The 16,443-nt window shown below is 30.3% G+C and carries 17 protein-coding genes; 13 read left to right on the top strand and 4 right to left on the bottom strand.

Annotated features, from left to right (window positions below):
• Positions 1 to 6: 6 nt before the first annotated feature.
• The 5 genes from EI427_RS21080 to EI427_RS21060 all read left to right on the top strand — a co-directional run bounded on the left by EI427_RS21080 (position 7) and on the right by EI427_RS21060 (position 3,595).
• Positions 7 to 732 (top strand): SMI1/KNR4 family protein, encoded by a 726-nt coding sequence (locus EI427_RS21080; RefSeq protein WP_126618703.1) that lies wholly within the window; start codon positions 7 to 9, stop codon positions 730 to 732.
• Between the two features lie 265 nt (positions 733 to 997).
• The gene (locus tag EI427_RS21075) at positions 998 to 1,666 is read left to right on the top strand and encodes a hypothetical protein (protein ID WP_126618701.1); all 669 of its coding nucleotides are present in this window, start codon (positions 998 to 1,000) and stop codon (positions 1,664 to 1,666) included.
• Positions 1,667 to 1,829: 163 nt separating this feature from the next.
• A complete protein-coding gene (locus EI427_RS21070) occupies positions 1,830 to 2,177 on the top strand; it encodes a hypothetical protein (protein ID WP_126618698.1) in 348 nt (115 codons plus the stop codon).
• A gap of 192 nt (positions 2,178 to 2,369) precedes the next feature.
• Positions 2,370 to 2,909: a hypothetical protein gene (locus EI427_RS21065; protein WP_126618696.1), complete on the top strand. Its 540-nt coding sequence runs from the start codon at positions 2,370 to 2,372 to the stop codon at positions 2,907 to 2,909.
• A 110-nt stretch (positions 2,910 to 3,019) separates the two neighbouring features.
• Positions 3,020 to 3,595 (top strand): hypothetical protein, encoded by a 576-nt coding sequence (locus tag EI427_RS21060; RefSeq protein ID WP_126618694.1) that lies wholly within the window; start codon positions 3,020 to 3,022, stop codon positions 3,593 to 3,595.
• Between the two features lie 424 nt (positions 3,596 to 4,019).
• Here the strand turns inward: EI427_RS21060 and EI427_RS21050 are convergent, their stop codons facing one another.
• The 3 genes from EI427_RS21050 to EI427_RS21040 all read right to left on the bottom strand — a co-directional run bounded on the left by EI427_RS21050 (position 4,020) and on the right by EI427_RS21040 (position 6,328).
• A complete protein-coding gene (locus EI427_RS21050; RefSeq protein ID WP_126618690.1) occupies positions 4,020 to 4,571 on the bottom strand; it encodes a transposase in 552 nt (183 codons plus the stop codon).
• Positions 4,568 to 4,936, bottom strand: coding sequence for a hypothetical protein (locus tag EI427_RS21045; protein ID WP_126618688.1), 369 nt, complete (start codon positions 4,934 to 4,936; stop codon positions 4,568 to 4,570). Before EI427_RS21045 ends, EI427_RS21050 begins: the two co-directional genes overlap by 4 nt.
• A 129-nt stretch (positions 4,937 to 5,065) precedes the next feature.
• Entirely contained in the window at positions 5,066 to 6,328 is a 1,263-nt protein-coding gene (locus tag EI427_RS21040; protein ID WP_126618685.1) for an IS4 family transposase, read from the bottom strand.
• A 423-nt stretch (positions 6,329 to 6,751) separates the two neighbouring features.
• Between EI427_RS21040 and EI427_RS21035 the strand changes: the two genes are divergently transcribed.
• The 4 genes from EI427_RS21035 to EI427_RS21020 all read left to right on the top strand — a co-directional run bounded on the left by EI427_RS21035 (position 6,752) and on the right by EI427_RS21020 (position 10,041).
• Positions 6,752 to 7,258: a hypothetical protein gene (locus tag EI427_RS21035; RefSeq protein ID WP_126618683.1), complete on the top strand. Its 507-nt coding sequence runs from the start codon at positions 6,752 to 6,754 to the stop codon at positions 7,256 to 7,258.
• A 587-nt stretch (positions 7,259 to 7,845) separates the two neighbouring features.
• A complete protein-coding gene (locus EI427_RS21030; protein WP_126618680.1) occupies positions 7,846 to 8,982 on the top strand; it encodes an MBL fold metallo-hydrolase in 1,137 nt (378 codons plus the stop codon).
• Between the two features lie 280 nt (positions 8,983 to 9,262).
• Positions 9,263 to 9,616, top strand: a complete 354-nt coding sequence (locus tag EI427_RS21025) for a hypothetical protein (protein ID WP_126618678.1) — start codon at positions 9,263 to 9,265, stop codon at positions 9,614 to 9,616.
• A 5-nt stretch (positions 9,617 to 9,621) separates the two neighbouring features.
• Positions 9,622 to 10,041 carry a hypothetical protein gene (locus tag EI427_RS21020; RefSeq protein WP_126618676.1) on the top strand — a complete coding sequence of 140 codons (420 nt, stop codon included), beginning with the start codon at positions 9,622 to 9,624 and terminating at the stop codon, positions 10,039 to 10,041.
• Between the two features lie 265 nt (positions 10,042 to 10,306).
• Here EI427_RS21020 and EI427_RS21015 read toward each other — a convergent pair whose 3' ends face one another.
• Complete coding sequence (locus EI427_RS21015) at positions 10,307 to 11,215, bottom strand: hypothetical protein (RefSeq protein ID WP_126618673.1); 909 nt, start codon at positions 11,213 to 11,215, stop codon at positions 10,307 to 10,309.
• Positions 11,216 to 11,539: 324 nt separating this feature from the next.
• Here EI427_RS21015 and EI427_RS21010 point away from each other — a divergent pair, with 324 nt between their 5' ends.
• The 4 genes from EI427_RS21010 (at position 11,540) to EI427_RS20995 (ending at position 16,192) form a co-directional block, all read left to right on the top strand.
• Entirely contained in the window at positions 11,540 to 12,823 is a 1,284-nt protein-coding gene (locus tag EI427_RS21010) for an alpha/beta fold hydrolase (RefSeq protein ID WP_126618671.1), read from the top strand.
• 339 nt (positions 12,824 to 13,162) lie between these two features.
• Complete coding sequence (locus EI427_RS21005; protein WP_126618669.1) at positions 13,163 to 13,693, top strand: hypothetical protein; 531 nt, start codon at positions 13,163 to 13,165, stop codon at positions 13,691 to 13,693.
• A gap of 703 nt (positions 13,694 to 14,396) precedes the next feature.
• Positions 14,397 to 15,464, top strand: a complete 1,068-nt coding sequence (locus EI427_RS21000) for a serine hydrolase domain-containing protein (RefSeq protein WP_126618667.1) — start codon at positions 14,397 to 14,399, stop codon at positions 15,462 to 15,464.
• A 20-nt stretch (positions 15,465 to 15,484) separates the two neighbouring features.
• Entirely contained in the window at positions 15,485 to 16,192 is a 708-nt protein-coding gene (locus tag EI427_RS20995; RefSeq protein ID WP_126618664.1) for a DUF6624 domain-containing protein, read from the top strand.
• Positions 16,193 to 16,443 lie beyond the last annotated feature (251 nt).

Here is a 16,443-nt window from a genome sequence, read left to right as displayed (position 1 = left end):
ACCGACATGAAAAATACTGAGATTATTAATAAACTAAAGGAATCGACATTTACTAATGAAGATGGAGAAGCTTACACTCTTAATTTTCAAGAAGGATTAACGAATTCTGAGATTGCGGAACTTTCAAAATCATTCCCTAATAATACAATAGATTCTGAGATTAAAGAAATTCTTCAAGAGACTATTGGTTGGGAAGGTTACGGAGTGGAACAGGTTGATTTTTCTTCAATTGAAGAATTTGGTTTTCTTGAGTTGTCTCCCAATTCAATAACTCTTGGGCATGACGGATTAGGAAACGTTTGGATTCTTGACATTTTAAAAAACGGTTCACTAGGGCACGTCTATTATGTGTGCCATGACCCTGCAGTATTTGTAAAATACTCTGATAATTTGAATGGTTTCTTAATGAGATTGTTTGAGTTTTATGAATCACCTTCGGAAAACTATCTAAACGAGATTCACGATAACGTTGTTTTTGAGGTATGGGAAAACGGTGGTAAACTGACTGATAAAGCCGATTTCTCATTGAATAATAAAGAATATGTAGATTTTCTTAATGAATTTGACGGCGAAGATTGGGTTATTGCTGATTTAAGAAATCCTAAAGATAAAGATGGATTTGCTTGGGGTAAATTTGGACCAAATAATCTGACTAAAAGACATTCGAAAGATTTGATATGGGTGATTAAGAAAAAGAAAAGAGGATTTTTCGGAAGGCTCTTTGGGAAATAAAACCAGCTGGCAACAATAAATAAATGGCATGGGCTGTCAGCATAAATTAGGCAGTTTTGCTCATTAAATTAGGTCGCCAAAGCTTTTGTTTTGGCTAGGAAAAGGAATAAATTTATAACCAAAACAAAAGCTTTGGCTTTGTGGGGTCTTGGGAGTTTTATTTTTCAAATAGCCCACGCCACTTATTAAGAACGTTACCACCAATTTTAAAAGACCGAAAATGAGACATATAAACCCAAAAATATCATTAACTATCTATCTGCTTTTGTTAGTAGTTTTCTATTCATTTGGTCAACAAAAAAACTCCGAGACAAAGGAAACTCAAATTAAAAAGTCAATTGAAAATATTGATGTAATAATCACACAATACAAATCATTAATTGAGTCGCCTAATATTCCATACTGTAGAGCGAGAATTGAAATATTAGAAAGTGGAAAAAAAATTGATTCTATTGAATTTTCGGAGATAGAACCAGTTGGAGGACATTATGGATTATTGGTTTACAATGAAATTATAAAAGACCATATTGTCATTTCAAAGTTTGGGGACTATGATGGACAAACAATCATTATAAATGGCAAAGGAGAAAAATTCCTGACAATTGGAGGTTGTGTTTCAGTTGATAATGATAATGGACTTCTATTCTCTATCTACAATTCCGACTTAGCTGGATTTAGCATATTTGACCTAAATAAAGACAAAGAAATTTTTAAAATGACTGATATAGAAGACAGACCACAAGAATTTTATAAATATTCAAATAACCGTTTTCTGTATAAAGCAAGTAATGATGAAACAGATAATGAGTCAATATGGGAAATCGAATTTGAAATGGATAGGATTATGCAACTTGATTTAAGAACGGACGATGTGAAAGGAAAAGAATTGAGAAAGTTATCTGACTGCAAGGAGATAAATATTAATTGTGAATAAAAAAAAGGTGGTAACAAAGTGTAAATTTAACAGCGGGTTCGGTGGGTGTTCCAACGTTGGATTCACGCCCAATTATCCGTTCCTATCGGACGGATAACCGCACGTAAATCCGCTAATAAACTTACACCAACCGTTGGGTACTATAGACATTTAAGAACAAAAAATGAAATCTTCAATAAAGCTACTATCAATTATTTTTTTCTGGTTGATTGTTCATTTTTCGTATGGTCAAGAAAAATCAATTAATTCATTTAAATTATCTGGGGAAGTACACCTTACTAAAGGTTCAGAAAAAGCATTATTACAAAACTTTAAAAACCAGATTAAAAAGAATGGTAAAACAAATTTAGTTCTTGAAATGGGTTTTGCAAACTCTTTTTTGTATACAAAATACTTAATTGATGGTAATGAAGAGCCAATAAAACGTATTTATGGATATTATGCTTTTGAAGGTTTTAGGTCTTTAATACAAGAATTAAAAGTTCTTTATGATTCTTTACCTGAGAATTAAAAGTTCGTAATTATTGGTGTTGATTATGAAACCAGATATCCCTTTATACATGTAATTAGTGACATATTTAAAACCATAGAAATTATACCAAATGAGTTAGATGAAATTACTCAAAAATTTATCAATGCAGATAGGGTATTTGGTTCACCAAATACAAAACCCCCACTTTCAGAATACAACTACTATAATGAAATGTATGAGAACTTCACTAAATATGAAACCTTATATAAAGAAAACCTTTCAGAAAATGATTTTAATTTACTCAGATTATTATCATTAAAAACAATAAGAAACAAAAGTGTAACAAATAGAAATAATGATCAAGAATGGGTAGCTAACTTTGATGAAATAATTGAATATTATAATATCAGAGACTTTAGTAACTTTTACGGTCAAGTGGGGGCTCGTCATCTATCAAATACACCATTTACCAAAATGATAGAATCACGTTCAAAAAAATATCAATTTGATGAATATTTATATTATAACGGAAAACGTATTTATAATGAAGGTGATCCTAAAAATATTCATTATAATGAAATCGAGTTTTGTAGCTGGGAATTTAAATTTAGACCAATGATAACAAGAAAAAATCAGATGAAATCTATTAAAGTGGATTTTTTTTCAAAATTTGAATCAATATCAAAATATAATGAAATATTAAAGATAAATGATCAAACTGTTATCATTAACTCACAAGCTGAAAGTTATTGTCCTTTACAGCTAAAGTAAATATTTACAGTACCCAACAGTAACTAAACTCCAATCGCGGTTGACGCAACCGCTCACGTAGTTTAGTCATCACGTTGGGCAACATATAGTCATAGCAAACTTTCAATAAAATGAATAAAATTTTAGCTAATAGAAATCTGACTCATCTTTTATTTGTAATATTATTGATCTTAGTAAACCCTTTAAATTCTTTTGGTTGTAAATGTGACTCAACTTCAGTAGAAAACGGATATAAGAAAGCAAATTTAATTGTTAAAGGAAAGATTCTGAAAGTTGAGATGGTAAACACTTTAGAAACAATTAATGTAGATAGTATTGCATCATTACAAACGTTAATAGGGGATAATGAAAGGCTATCAAGATATTTAGAAGGATATTCATTATATAAAGTAACATTAGAAGTTTCAAAAATTTTTAAAGGTGAATATTTAGGTAAACAATTGACAATTTATACAAGCCTAACTAGTAGTGCATGTGGTATTCGTTTTAGGGAAAGGGAAGAAACAATTATTTATACAACAAAAGAAAGTAACATGATGTATTTTATGTACGGGGATTATGTAGATCGATTACGGTTAATGAAAAAAGAAAATACATATTGGACAGATCGTTGTAAAAGACTTGTTTCCGATGTAGCACAAGAAACGAAACTATTAAATAGTCATATAATGGCTTTAAAAAATTAGTTTAAAATAAGTACGTTGCCCAACATCAGCTCAAACAGCAAGTCTCGGGTGACGCACCCAATGCTCTAAACTTAAGATGTTAAATAGCCAATTTCCTATTAAAATGGTACTTTCTTCGACTTCTTTTATTTTTAATTCTTTCAAAAGTCCTCTCCATTTTTATTGGAATTTTTGATCGTCTGATAAGTGTCAGTGTATCGTCAATTATCTTTTTAGGAACACGTTTATACATTCTCATTTTAATGTAAAAACTTTTAAAAATACCCGTTGCAATATTTCTATTTACCTTGTATTCGTACTTGTTTTTTGGATCGTTTTTCAATGCCGTTTCAATAATTAAAACCTGATTCAAATTGGCTGAAAATATAGTTGCATAAAATTCTAATAGTACACCATTTGCTGATTTTGAAGAGAAGTTTTCGAGTTATAAACTAGATTTGATATATCCATAATAAGTTTCAATACCCCATCTTTTATAATATAGTTCTTTGAGTTCTTTTATGGAGAATTCCGTGTTTGTCAATAGATATTCTATTTCTCCACTTTTCAATTTTACTTTTACGATTCTACATGAAATATTGTCTCTGTCTTTCCTCTTAAAAATAATTATATTTTCAATTACATTTGAATTTACAAACTCGATAACTTCTTTATTTAAGGATGCTTTTGTTCGAATTAAAAACAACATTTTATTTTTTAAAGTAGACTCAATTATATTGATGTTTGCGTATCCTCTGTCTAATATTATTACAGGATTAATAACCTGATTATCAATAAGATGCAATGAATTATCAATATGTTCATAAAAAAGAGATACTTTACTATGTTTATTATGTGTTATTAATGCATCTAAAGCTAAATCATTATTTAAATCATATAAAACAGAAGCTCTTGCAAGTGGCATTCCAGCCCCATTATTATTTTTTGCTCTCAAAAATACTTGACCCAACTCATTACTATCTGGTAGTTGAATCATACTTCCATCAACAGCAAGTAATTGGTATTTATTTTTATAAAACGTGTTTCTTTTTTTTCATAATAAAAGTCTAAAATTTCTTGATTTAGAAATTGAAATACAGCAGGATTAATTTTTAGTTTAGCCTTACTAAATGCCTGAGGAGAACATATTTTTAAGGTACCGTTATTCGAGAAAAATTGGACCAATTCAACCATAGTTGTTTTTGTAACTCTACCGATTAAAATGAAAATTATATCGACGAAACTAATCACTCTATTCCGTGTAAAGTCTTTTGCTTCTATTTTAAAATTATTGAGTACTTCATCTGATTTAATTAAAGTGTTCAGATAGTTTATAAATTGGGATATTGTTCTATTTTTCATTTCAGTCTTACAAATTATATTAGTATAATTGTAAAGAGAGGAGAAACATTGAAATCGTTGAAAAATGAAATGTTAAATCCTTAAGTTTAGAGCATTGGGTGACGCACCCAATGCTCTAAACTTAAGATGTTAAATAGCCAATTTCCTATTAAAATGGTACTTTCTTCGACTTCTTTTATTTTTAATTCTTTCAAAAGTCCTCTCCATTTTTATTGGAATTTTTGATCGTCTGATAAGTGTCAGTGTATCGTCAATTATCTTTTTAGGAACACGTTTATACATTCTCATTTTAATGTAAAAACTTTTAAAAATACCCGTTGCAATATTTCTATTTACCTTGTATTCGTACTTGTTTTTTGGATCGTTTTTCAATGCCGTTTCAATAATTAAAACCTGATTCAAATTGGCTGAAAATATAGTTGCATAAAATTCTAATAGTACACCATTTGCTGATTTTGAAGAGAAATTTTCGAGTTGTAAACTAGATTTGATATATCCATAATAAGTTTCAATACCCCATCTTTTATAATATAGTTCTTTGAGTTCTTTTATGGAGAATTCCGTGTTTGTCAATAGATATTCTATTTCTCCACTTTTCAATTTTACTTTTACGATTCTACATGAAATATTGTCTCTGTCTTTCCTCTTAAAAATAATTGTATTTTCAATTACATTTGAATTTACAAACTCGATAACTTCTTTATTTAAGGATGCTTTTATTCGAATTAAAAACAACATCTTATTTTTTAAAATAGACTCAATTATATTGATGTTTGCGTATCCTCTGTCTAATATTATTACAGGATTAATAATTTGATTATCAATAAGATGTGATGAATTATCAATATGTTCATAAAAAAGAGATACTTCACTATGTTTATTATGTGTTATTAATGCATCTAAAGCTAAATCATTATTTAAATCATATAAAACAGAAGCTCTTGCAAGTGGCATTCCAGCCCCATTATTATTTTTTGCTCTCAAAAATACTTGACCCAACTCATTACTATCTGGTAGTTGAATCATACTTCCATCAACAGCAAGTAATTGGTATTTATTTTTATAAAACGTGTTTCTTTTTTTTTCATAATAAAAGTCTAAAATTTCTTGATTTAGAAATTGAAATACAGCAGGATTAATTTTTAGTTTAGCCTTACTAAATGCCTGAGGAGAACATATTTTTAAGGTACCGTTATTCGAGAAAAATTGGACCAATTCAACCATAGTTGTTTTTGTAACTCTACCGATTAAAATGAAAATTATATCGACGAAACTAATCACTCTATTCCGTGTAAAGTCTTTTGCTTCTACTTTAAAATTATTGAGTACTTCATCTGATTTAATTAAAGTGTTCAGATAGTTTATAAATTGGGATATTGTTCTATTTTTCATTTCAGTCTTACAAATTATATTAGTATAATTGTAAAGAGAGGAGAAACATTGAAATCGTTGAAAAATGAAATGTTAAATCCTTAAGTTTAGAGCATTGGGTGACGCACCCTCGCTCGCAGTTTAGCAATTTCGTTATATGCAAAAGAAATCATGGAATATTGTTACATCATAGCATTCAACTTATCGGAGAACATACCTTCCTTAGAATTGCTAAAAAGCATTTCCAATTACTTTTTCCATAGAAACGTAAAGCATCAGGGTAATTTAAATATAGATTTGTTCTTTCTGACTAATTATCAGGGGAATTCTTTCAGATTAACAATAGACAAAAACAAACATTTCAGTTATACAATTAAATTACAAACTGACTATAAAACACACCCACAGTCAGTTTCTCAAGGTTTTATTAAATTGATATGGGATATGTTAATTCAAAATTGGAATATTTCTTATTCAGATATTGAATTATTTGAAGAACGAAACTTCAAGATAATTGAGGAACGATTCCATCAAAGGTTAATCTCTAGAAAATCAATGTGTAAATTTCTAGAAAAAGATTCAATAGAGGTATTACCAATAAAAATTGATTTTAAAGAAATTGGTAATATTAAATTGACTAAAGGTTTATTAATTGCCAAAAATCCAATAACAATTGAGCATGCGTGGTATTCATTTTCCTCCAAACTTGATTATGACGGATGGGATATGACGACAGCAGAGTTTTTACCCTTGACGGTAAATGAATATCAAAAGGAAGTTGGCGATTTTACGGATTATTGGAAGGGACTAGAAAGAAAGGATTATGAACTATTTCAGAATAAGAAACCAGAATCAATAATCAGAACCTCTAAAGATTGGGATTACAATGAGTATTTAATCAAGTATGAAAATAAATACTTATACATAGGAACAGATGTTTATACAGGATAAAAAAGCATAAAACACTGTATAAATGGCATTAAAATGCCCATTTATACTAAACGTTACCACACATTAAAAAGAAAAATATAATTAACAATTATCCTAACATTTCTGTTTGGAATGTTAAATGCTTAAACTGTTGAGGAATTATACAATACAAGAGATTTTAAGAAACTGATAAAGTTTACAGACAAATCGAAACAATTAACTAAAGAGCAAGTGTATTGTATTGGGTATACCTTTTTTAAACTTGAAAGTGATAAAAAAGGCTATTGAAATTTATGACAAAGCGATTTCCAAAGGTTTAGATGATGACAATATTTATCTATAAAAAGGACTTTCGCTTAGATATGACCAAAAATATGATAAAGCGGTTGAAACATTCAAAATCGCAATTGATAGAAATCCAAAATGACAAAAAACTATACTGAATTTGGTAACAAGTTTTACTATCAAAAAAAATACGATTCTGCTTAACCGAAAGTTCTGTACATATTTATAAAATCCGCTGAAAATAAAATTAGAGTTTTTAAACGAAAAAACTAAATATAAACACTTAAATTGGAGTGTATTAATAATACTATAAATCAGAGAACATGAAAAAACGTATTTCAAAATTCATCTTAATTGCTCTACTAATTTTTGCATTCCCTTCAATCTCAAGTGCTCAGACATGGGAAGAAAACCTGAAAAAAGGAGCAACTACAACTGAAAAAAATTACATGAACAATCCATTTGAAAGGCCAGAGAACTGGAAAACAATCTATACTACACCTGATATTTGGCCAATATCTGAAAATCGCGGTCCAATTGACCGGTCACCTAAAGATAAAACTACAAAAGTATTAGTATTGGGGACTGGAACTCCAACTCCAAATCCATACAGATATGGACCTGCAATGGCAGTTATTATAGATGGATACCCTTATTTTATAGATTGTGGAGAAGGCTGGTGGAGGGCATTAGCTCATTCTGTTCTTACTCAAAATTCTCTTGATCTAAGCTCGATTTTTGCATTAAAAAATCTAAAATATATGTTTCTCACACACCTCCATGAAGACCATACTGTAGGATTACCTTCTTTTATTAATAATTCATATAAGTTTGGTTCAGGAGCCGACAAAAAAGTATTTGGACCTGAGGGCGTTGATGAAATGATGGCTCATATTAATGCTGCTTGGAGTATTGATCGTCATGAAGTAGCGCAAGGTTCTCTTGCTTATAAACCTGAAGGTTCAACTGCAACAGGGGTTCCTGTTTGGCCTGAAACATCATCAGAGGGTAGACAAATTTTTGAAGATGAAAGAGTTATTGTTGAGGCTTTTCCAACAAAACATGGTTATTTAGAACATACATATGCATATAGATTTACTGCAAAAAGTGATGGTCGTATAATAGTATTTGGTGGTGATGGCACATATTCAAAGGGCTTGGTTGAGGCAGCTAAGGGAGCTGATATATTATTTGTTGAGGGTATTACTCGTAAAAATGTGAAGTATGCCTCTTGGGGTGGAGAAACCGAAAAAGAAAAAGTTGAAGTTATTGGGACATATCATATGTTCCCAGCTCGATTAAAAAGGGTATATGATGAGTCTGGTGTAAAAAATATTGTTTTGGTACATGTACAGAACTTCAATAACCCAGAAAACTTTAAACGTTTAGGAGTTCTACAGGAAATGATTGATGAGGGAATCAAGAATATTCTCTTAGCAGAGGACGGGGACCTTTATTAAGGCAACATGCTTAAATTGAAGTGATTAATTTTAGTATCTTTATTATTGACACTCAACATTAAAGGTAAATATCAGCGACAAACGACTTTTTATTGCAAACAATGTATATAGTTTATGGGGGATGAAGTGCTAAATATAAGCAATTTAACATTAAATAAATATTGGTGTAAGTTGAAAGATTTGTATTTCCCCCCCCCACAAAACTATATACTCAACATTGTGGTACATTACTTAAGCAATAAACTTTCAATTATTCTATAAAAATTAATTCAAACTAATAATGAGATTAAAAATTCTATATTTCAACTTCTTATTATTCTTAATAATTACATCTTGTGATAAGAAAATGGAATTTGATTCAGTTGTATGGAACGACAGGAGTGTTGATTGGCAAATCAATCAAGATAGAGAATTAATGGTCGAAGATTTAATAGCAACTAAACTACTAATTGGTTTACATAAAAAAGAGATTCAATCTCTTCTTGGAAAACCAGATAGTGTACTTAATAACCATTATTTTTACTTTATTTTTGAAAAGTATGAATTAGACATAGATCCAGTTTATATGTCAGAATTGGAAATAACTTTTGGTAAGAATGAGTTGGTACAAAAATATAATATTCTTAAAAAGTAATATAAATGAGATTAATTAGTGTATTTTTATTTATAATTCCTTCATTAGTATTATCTCAAACAATAAATTCTTCTTGTGAATCAAGAGTAGATACACTCACCAATTCTACATATTATTTAGATGTTGACAAGCCTGCAAAAATAATAGATGGAAAGAATTCATTATTTAAAGAAATTTCAAAAAAGATAATAATTAATCAAGAATCTAAACGATTGGGATTAGATGGTGTAAAACTTATAATAACCTATCTAATAACTGAAAAAGGTGAAGTAACAGGAGTAAGATTTATGAGAGGAGAAGAACAATTACAGAACAAGGCTGAAATATTATCAATTATAGAAAAGAAGAAATGGATTCCAGCAACTTGTAATGATAAAAATGTTACATCACTTCAGGTGTTCTCATTACAATTATGTTATAAATAACTTAAATCTTTAAAAACGTACCACACAGCTACAAAACTCCAATTACGGTTGATGCAACCCCTCACGAAGTTTAGTAAATTCGTAGGCTTCCCATATGTCATTTTATCCATCTTAATATTCTATTTTTATTTAAAGTCTTAGCAAACTTTTTTAACTAGAAGTCAGGAGACTTTTTCGATTTTAAGCCACAAGTGACGACTTCATGTTAACACTTGCGGGAATGAATAATAGGCCATATTAATAAAGATGAGTGATTGATTTATCACTAATTCTCTTTCTGATATTCTATCCTTGGAATAACATTATCGAAGTTATCCCAATTTGCTAAATACTTCTCATTGGATTTAATAAAGGCTCTTCCTTCTGCTTCAAACTTAAAAAAATCTGTTCTAAAAGGTTTTCCTTTTGTGTAAGATCTATTTTTGGGATAAAATGAAGCATGTAGACCCACTACGGAGAGGTGACCAACCCAACTTTCAGAATCACTAATTGAGTAAATAAGCTTACTATTTAAAAAGTATTTGATTTTGGTATCTCCATAATGCTCTGAACTATAACATATAGCTGATTTTATTTTCTTATCGTTCTCATCATAATATTCAATTTTATAATTGGAATCATGTTCACCCATCTGATGTTTAATTGTATCAAAACTTGCTATTGAATACTCTATTATTTGAATCTGCTTGAAAATTTCTTCTACTTCTTTCTGATCTGGGTGCATTGCCAAAATAGCTATATTTAAAAATTGATTGAGAGCATTGTAAGCATCTTGCTTTAAGTATTTGTAGGGGTTGTCATCTATTCGACTAAAAGATTTTTCTTTATCTCCTTCCTTTAATAAGATGATGTCAGCCGCATCATTAAAATAGGCTCTAAGTTGTGGAGTGGATTTATCTTTAGGATTAAAAAAGACAAAGTAAGGATGGTAGTTACCTTCTTTGTAATTATAATAATACTCATAAAGACCTTCGTAGGTATGGGCCTTTGAGATACTAAGTTGATTTCCTTCTAAGTAATAATCTGTTTCTTCATATGAGACTTTGTGTAGTACTACATCTTTGCTTGTAATCCTGTAATATCGATTTCTTATATTTTTAATCGTCTCATCATTTTGTGAGAATGTTAGATAAGGAATAAAAAAGAGTGTAAAAAAAATCAGTATAGTTTTCATAAGTTTGCATTTAGTATATGGTGTAAGTTAACTAAAAAATATTTTAGTTTGAAGTCTACAGACTTCTTCAAAATATAAGCCACAAGTAATGACTTAGTCTTAACACTTGCACCAGTGAAGGAGTACACTTTCACTATTTGTAGTATCTATCCTACAGACGTTATTACGAATTTTATTATTGTTTACGTTTGCAACTTATCACAATAATAAACTGTCTTATTCATATATCATGTTATGAATCAAAGCCTTTAGACAATTACTAGTTCTCAGTAACTCCTATCGACTTAATTCTCATTTTAAACGGCAAACTAAATTAAAACACAAATGACTAAACTATTGAATAGAATTACTCTTTTATTGTTGATATTATTTATATCTAATTTATCCTTTGGACAAAATCAAACACAAAGTCGATTTTTAAAAAAAGAACTTGACGTAACAGCCTATCAGAATCAAGAGTTAAGTATAAAACTTATTTGTAAAGCAAGCGACTCAAGTAAAGTAATCATCAGGTCTTTTTTTGACTCAAAAGATAATCAATATCTAGGTTATAAAACTATAGAGAGTAATATCAAACAGCTGGATGATTCTTGGCTTATTTATAATGGGAAAATTAAAATACCTAAGAAAGCAGCAAAATTAGATTTAGGTGTATTTACTGCTGCGTATCCCGAAAGTATATCAATAGCTAGTTTGACGGTGCTTAATGAATCAGAGGAAATATACAATACAAGTAATCATTTTGATTTTCATGTAATTAATTATTCAGAGAATGAAGATAATGCTTTAACTTATAATGAAAAGCCCACAATAAAACTAACCATCAATAATCAGATACTATATGGAAATAATTCACAGGAAGGTAAGTATGTAAAGCTGAATGGAATTGATTTCTATTATGAAATATATGGCGAAGGTGAACCTGTTTTATTATTACACGGAAATAATGAATCGATTAATGCTTTTCGATATCAAATTGATAAACTAAAAGAAAACTATAAAGTTATTGCCGTAGATAGTCGTTGTCAGGGAAAAAGTTCATGCGATAAAACAAAACTTTCTTATACGCAGATGGCGAGTGATATGGGGGCATTATTAGATTTCTTAAACCTTGATAAGGTGACGATACTTGGCTGGAGTGATGGAGGTAATACTGGATTAGAGTTCGCATTGCAATACCCCGAAAAAGTAAAAAGTTTGATCACCATGGGGGCTAATCTTTTTCCTACTGAGGAGGCGATCAAACCAGAAATTTTAAAACAATTGAAGCATAATGTTAGAGAGAATAAATCAATGGGCATTTTTTATAAGCAATTGAGAAGGTATGGGAAAGTAGGTGAAATATGTTTAAAGTATCCTGACATGTCATCTGAAGATTTAAACACTATACATATTCCAGTTCTTGTACTCGCAGGAGAGAACGATGTAATTGTTGACGAACATACAAAGTTAATAGCCAATAGTTTACCAAACTCGGAATTATATATTTTTCCAAATCAAGGGCATTATGCTCCTACGGAATGTCCTGAAGATTTTAATAATGTTGTAATTCAGTTTTTACAAAAAAATGGTGATAAAACAACTTCTACCAACATTTTAAATAATTAAAGGTAGGTGATGTGATTAATGTTAAGATTTATAACTATCTCACTGTTTGTAGTATTAAGCTGTAGGCATTACTACGAATTTTATTATTGTCTTAGTCGTATAATGACTAGTTCCCTCAATCGAAATATTTTTTGTTCCGTAATACATTAACAATTAAATTGTGATTGTCTTTCAACGATTTAACGCAAACTATATTTTTTAAGGAAGTTGAGAGCATTTTTTAAAAATGGATAAACGCCATGATTTAATATTGCTGGAAATGGAAATAATGGGTTATTGTGTTTATTAAATATTGGCGGTAATTAAGCTATGAAGCAAACTAAAAATTATATATAGAACATGAGATCATTTTTTGAACGCAGTAATGTGTATACTTCTTCTCTTAACCGACAGGAAATTGAAATGACTATAAGAAGTCTGCTTAGTACAGAGTCTCATTTTTTATTTTTTAAGCAGAAGGAATACAAAGGAAAATTAAAGAAGAATAAATTTAAATTTTATAAAAAGTTTAGTTCTAATCAATTTTCAAATCCTGAAATCAAAGGAAAGTTCATTAGTGAAAACCCTTTAATGGTAGAAATACGAATAACTCCACATTATTTCAAACTACTATTTTTTTTAATATTTCCAATTATTTTCATTCCAGAATCAATATTTGCAGATGAAATGACAATCAATGGTGTATTAAGAGAACCAACTTTAGTTGAAAGATTAGCCTTTGGTTCTTTTGGAGGATTAGTTCCAATAATTTGGGGGTATATTGATACTTTTTCAAAGTATAATAAAACAGAAGTTTGGATTAATAACTTGTTTAAGTTAAATAAAATAGATTCTAAATTTTATCTTAAAAAACGCCGGCGAGTAAGCTAGGGGGATTTCACCCCTAACTTATCACAGAACCGTACATGAATCTCCTCTACTGTTCGTTGTGTTAAGTCGAAAGACCTCACTACGAACTCTAGTATTGTTTAAGTTTTCAACTTACAACAAAAATAAACTGTATTAGTCGCATAATGTGATAAGTCAAAGACTTAATCATTTTCCTCACTATTCGTAGTATCAAGCCGATAGGCGTTACTACGAATTTTATTATTGTTTAAGTTTGTAACTTATAACAATAATAAAATTCTTGGTTTCTTTTAGTTGTTATAAGTCACAGACTATAACAATTTTCTAGTTCTGAGTGACGCCTTTCGGCTTAACACTCAAAACAGGGGGTAGTGTTTTTTTATAGTCTTTGTATGGCTAGAAGTCAACAAACTTCTTCAAAAAATAAGACACAAGTGACGACTTCGTCTTAACACTTGCGCTAGTGAAGTAATTACTTTTACTCTCGGACAGGATTAGAAACTTTATTTTTAGCAATCACTTGAAGCATTTTATTCTTACTATGAATAGTGAGTAGATAACACGATGTTAATGATAGTTAATTCAAAATAAAATTTGTTATTCAAAGTACCTTAGAGATTGTATCATAATTCATTATACATAAATTGACGAGGAGCTCTTTAATCTATAATTATAAATGTAGCGTTAGAGGTGTTTACTTACTATTGCTATAATTAAAGAACAAATGATGCGAATTATTCTCTCCTTGCTAATCATCTCTTTATTCACCAACTGTATCAGTGAGGCACAGGTATATCCTGATAAAAACTGGAAGACACCTCAGAATCCTTCTACGTTGGGTTGGGGAGAAACGGACCGATCAAACTTTACACGATATATCATTGATAGTACAAATATTACTGGACTTATGATTATTCATAAAGGACAAGTTGTACTAGAGTATGGCGATATAGAAGAAAATAGTTACATCGCTTCTTGTAGAAAAAGTGTGCTATCTATGCTCTTTGGGAAATATGTAGAAAATGGCCAAATCAATTTAAATAAAACACTTGCCGAATTAAAAATAGAAGATCATTCTTCTCTTCTAAAAATAGAAAAATCGGCTACGATCAAGGATATAATTTCAGCCCGTTCTGGTGTTTTTTTACCAGGTTCTAATGGAGGTGATTTCAGAAGATTAGCTCCAGAAAGAGGGTCTGCAAAGCCTGGTAGTTACTGGTTATACAGTAACTGGGATTTCAATTTAGCTGGTCATATTTTCGAACAAGAGACGAATAAAAATATCTATGATGAAATAGAAGAACAGTTAGTTGCATCTCTTCAGATGCAAGACTGGGATAGTTCTTTACAACTAAAAAACGGAAACTTAGAAGTGTCTAAATTCCCAGCCTACCACATGTGGTTTTCTACAAGAGACATGGCACGTATTGGTTTATTGATGTTGAGAAATGGTAAATGGCAAAACAAACAAGTGATCCCTGAAGCTTGGGTAAAAGAAATGACTACGCAAAGAACCTCTTACAAAGAAGCTCAGAAAAATGCACCTATATTAAAAGAGGATGGCTTAGATCTAGGGTATGGTTATATGTGGTGGTTAATAGAAAACACCGAAGATGATAGATTTAAGAACGCCTATTCTGCGCAAGGGGCCTTAGGACAAAATATTACAATTTATCCTGAGATTGATGTGGTACTCGCTTTTAAAACAAAAAGTACCTACAAAAGAAGAAATAGCATTCAAACACAAATGGAAGTAATAAAAAAGACAGTCAAATTATATAATCCGGAGTAACAGAACAAATTTTATAAAGCATGAAAATAAAGAATCTATTTATTGTTTACATCCTATGTATTATCGCTTCTTGTACCCAAAAAGAAGGTGGTAAAGAAGAAAAACAGCTTAAAACAGATAAGTCTCTCGATGAGGTAACGCTAGTGGCTATGTTAGATTCCATTTGGTGGTCAGAACAACTACCCATCCGACGTAGGGATTCATTGGGAAGAGCACATGGTTATGAATCAGAAGCGTTCAAAAAGCAAGATGTGATCTACCATAAGGCACATGATATTAATGAAAAGAAAATACTTAACCTTTTGGATACTTATGGCTGGCCAAACGTAAATGTCATTGGTGAACAAGGTAATCAAACCATCTGTAATGTACTTCAACATTCAAGTATTGAAGTCAGAAAAGCGTACATTCCTGTGATGAAAAAAGCAGTAAAAGAAAAGGGATTAGCACCAAGATTATTGGCTCGTGCAGAAGATAGATTGGCTACTGATCGTGGCGATTTTCAAATTTATGGAGGACAGATAAAGTATTATTCAGAAACGAAAAGCTTTAATGTGTGGCCAATAATTGACCCTGAAAATGTAGATAAAAGACGAGCAGAAATTGGATTAGGTCCTATTGCAGAAGCTTTAGCCAACCGCAGACATCCATTGGAATGGGATCTAGACGAGCAAATACGAAGATCAGCGGAATTTAAATTACAAAAAAAGAATGATGCGAAATTATAGTTTAAGTTGGCAACTTATAACCACCATATCGCACTTGTTTTTTTGTGGCTAGAAGTCGACAGACTTCTTCAAAATATAAGACACAAGTGACGACTTCGTCTTAATACTTGCGCCAGTGAATAGGGTTTTAAACAAAATTATATACTTTTCACTGTTTGTAGTATTAAGCCGTAGGCGTTACTACGAACTATATTATTGTCTAAGTTTTTAACTTATAACAATAATATAGTTTTAGTTTTTTGTTGTTAAGT

This window comes from Flammeovirga pectinis (assembly GCF_003970675.1).
Lineage (GTDB): Bacteria > Bacteroidota > Bacteroidia > Cytophagales > Flammeovirgaceae > Flammeovirga > Flammeovirga pectinis.
This window is presented reverse-complemented; position numbering and strand designations above follow the sequence as displayed.

Excerpts from the sequence above, each read along its gene's own strand:
- EI427_RS21080 (WP_126618703.1), top strand. The coding sequence starts at position 7 with ATGAAAAATACTGAGATTATTAATAAACTAAAGGAATCGACATTTACT.
- EI427_RS21070 (WP_126618698.1), top strand. The coding sequence starts at position 1,830 with ATGAAATCTTCAATAAAGCTACTATCAATTATTTTTTTCTGGTTGATT.
- EI427_RS21065 (WP_126618696.1), top strand. The coding sequence starts at position 2,370 with ATGTATGAGAACTTCACTAAATATGAAACCTTATATAAAGAAAACCTT.
- EI427_RS21060 (WP_126618694.1), top strand. The coding sequence starts at position 3,020 with ATGAATAAAATTTTAGCTAATAGAAATCTGACTCATCTTTTATTTGTA.
- EI427_RS21050 (WP_126618690.1), bottom strand. The coding sequence starts at position 4,571 with ATGATTCAACTACCAGATAGTAATGAGTTGGGTCAAGTATTTTTGAGA.
- EI427_RS21045 (WP_126618688.1), bottom strand. The coding sequence starts at position 4,936 with ATGAAAAATAGAACAATATCCCAATTTATAAACTATCTGAACACTTTA.
- EI427_RS21040 (WP_126618685.1), bottom strand. The coding sequence starts at position 6,328 with ATGAAAAATAGAACAATATCCCAATTTATAAACTATCTGAACACTTTA.
- EI427_RS21035 (WP_126618683.1), top strand. The coding sequence starts at position 6,752 with ATGTTAATTCAAAATTGGAATATTTCTTATTCAGATATTGAATTATTT.
- EI427_RS21030 (WP_126618680.1), top strand. The coding sequence starts at position 7,846 with ATGAAAAAACGTATTTCAAAATTCATCTTAATTGCTCTACTAATTTTT.
- EI427_RS21025 (WP_126618678.1), top strand. The coding sequence starts at position 9,263 with ATGAGATTAAAAATTCTATATTTCAACTTCTTATTATTCTTAATAATT.
- EI427_RS21020 (WP_126618676.1), top strand. The coding sequence starts at position 9,622 with ATGAGATTAATTAGTGTATTTTTATTTATAATTCCTTCATTAGTATTA.
- EI427_RS21015 (WP_126618673.1), bottom strand. The coding sequence starts at position 11,215 with ATGAAAACTATACTGATTTTTTTTACACTCTTTTTTATTCCTTATCTA.
- EI427_RS21010 (WP_126618671.1), top strand. The coding sequence starts at position 11,540 with ATGACTAAACTATTGAATAGAATTACTCTTTTATTGTTGATATTATTT.
- EI427_RS21005 (WP_126618669.1), top strand. The coding sequence starts at position 13,163 with ATGAGATCATTTTTTGAACGCAGTAATGTGTATACTTCTTCTCTTAAC.
- EI427_RS21000 (WP_126618667.1), top strand. The coding sequence starts at position 14,397 with ATGATGCGAATTATTCTCTCCTTGCTAATCATCTCTTTATTCACCAAC.
- EI427_RS20995 (WP_126618664.1), top strand. The coding sequence starts at position 15,485 with ATGAAAATAAAGAATCTATTTATTGTTTACATCCTATGTATTATCGCT.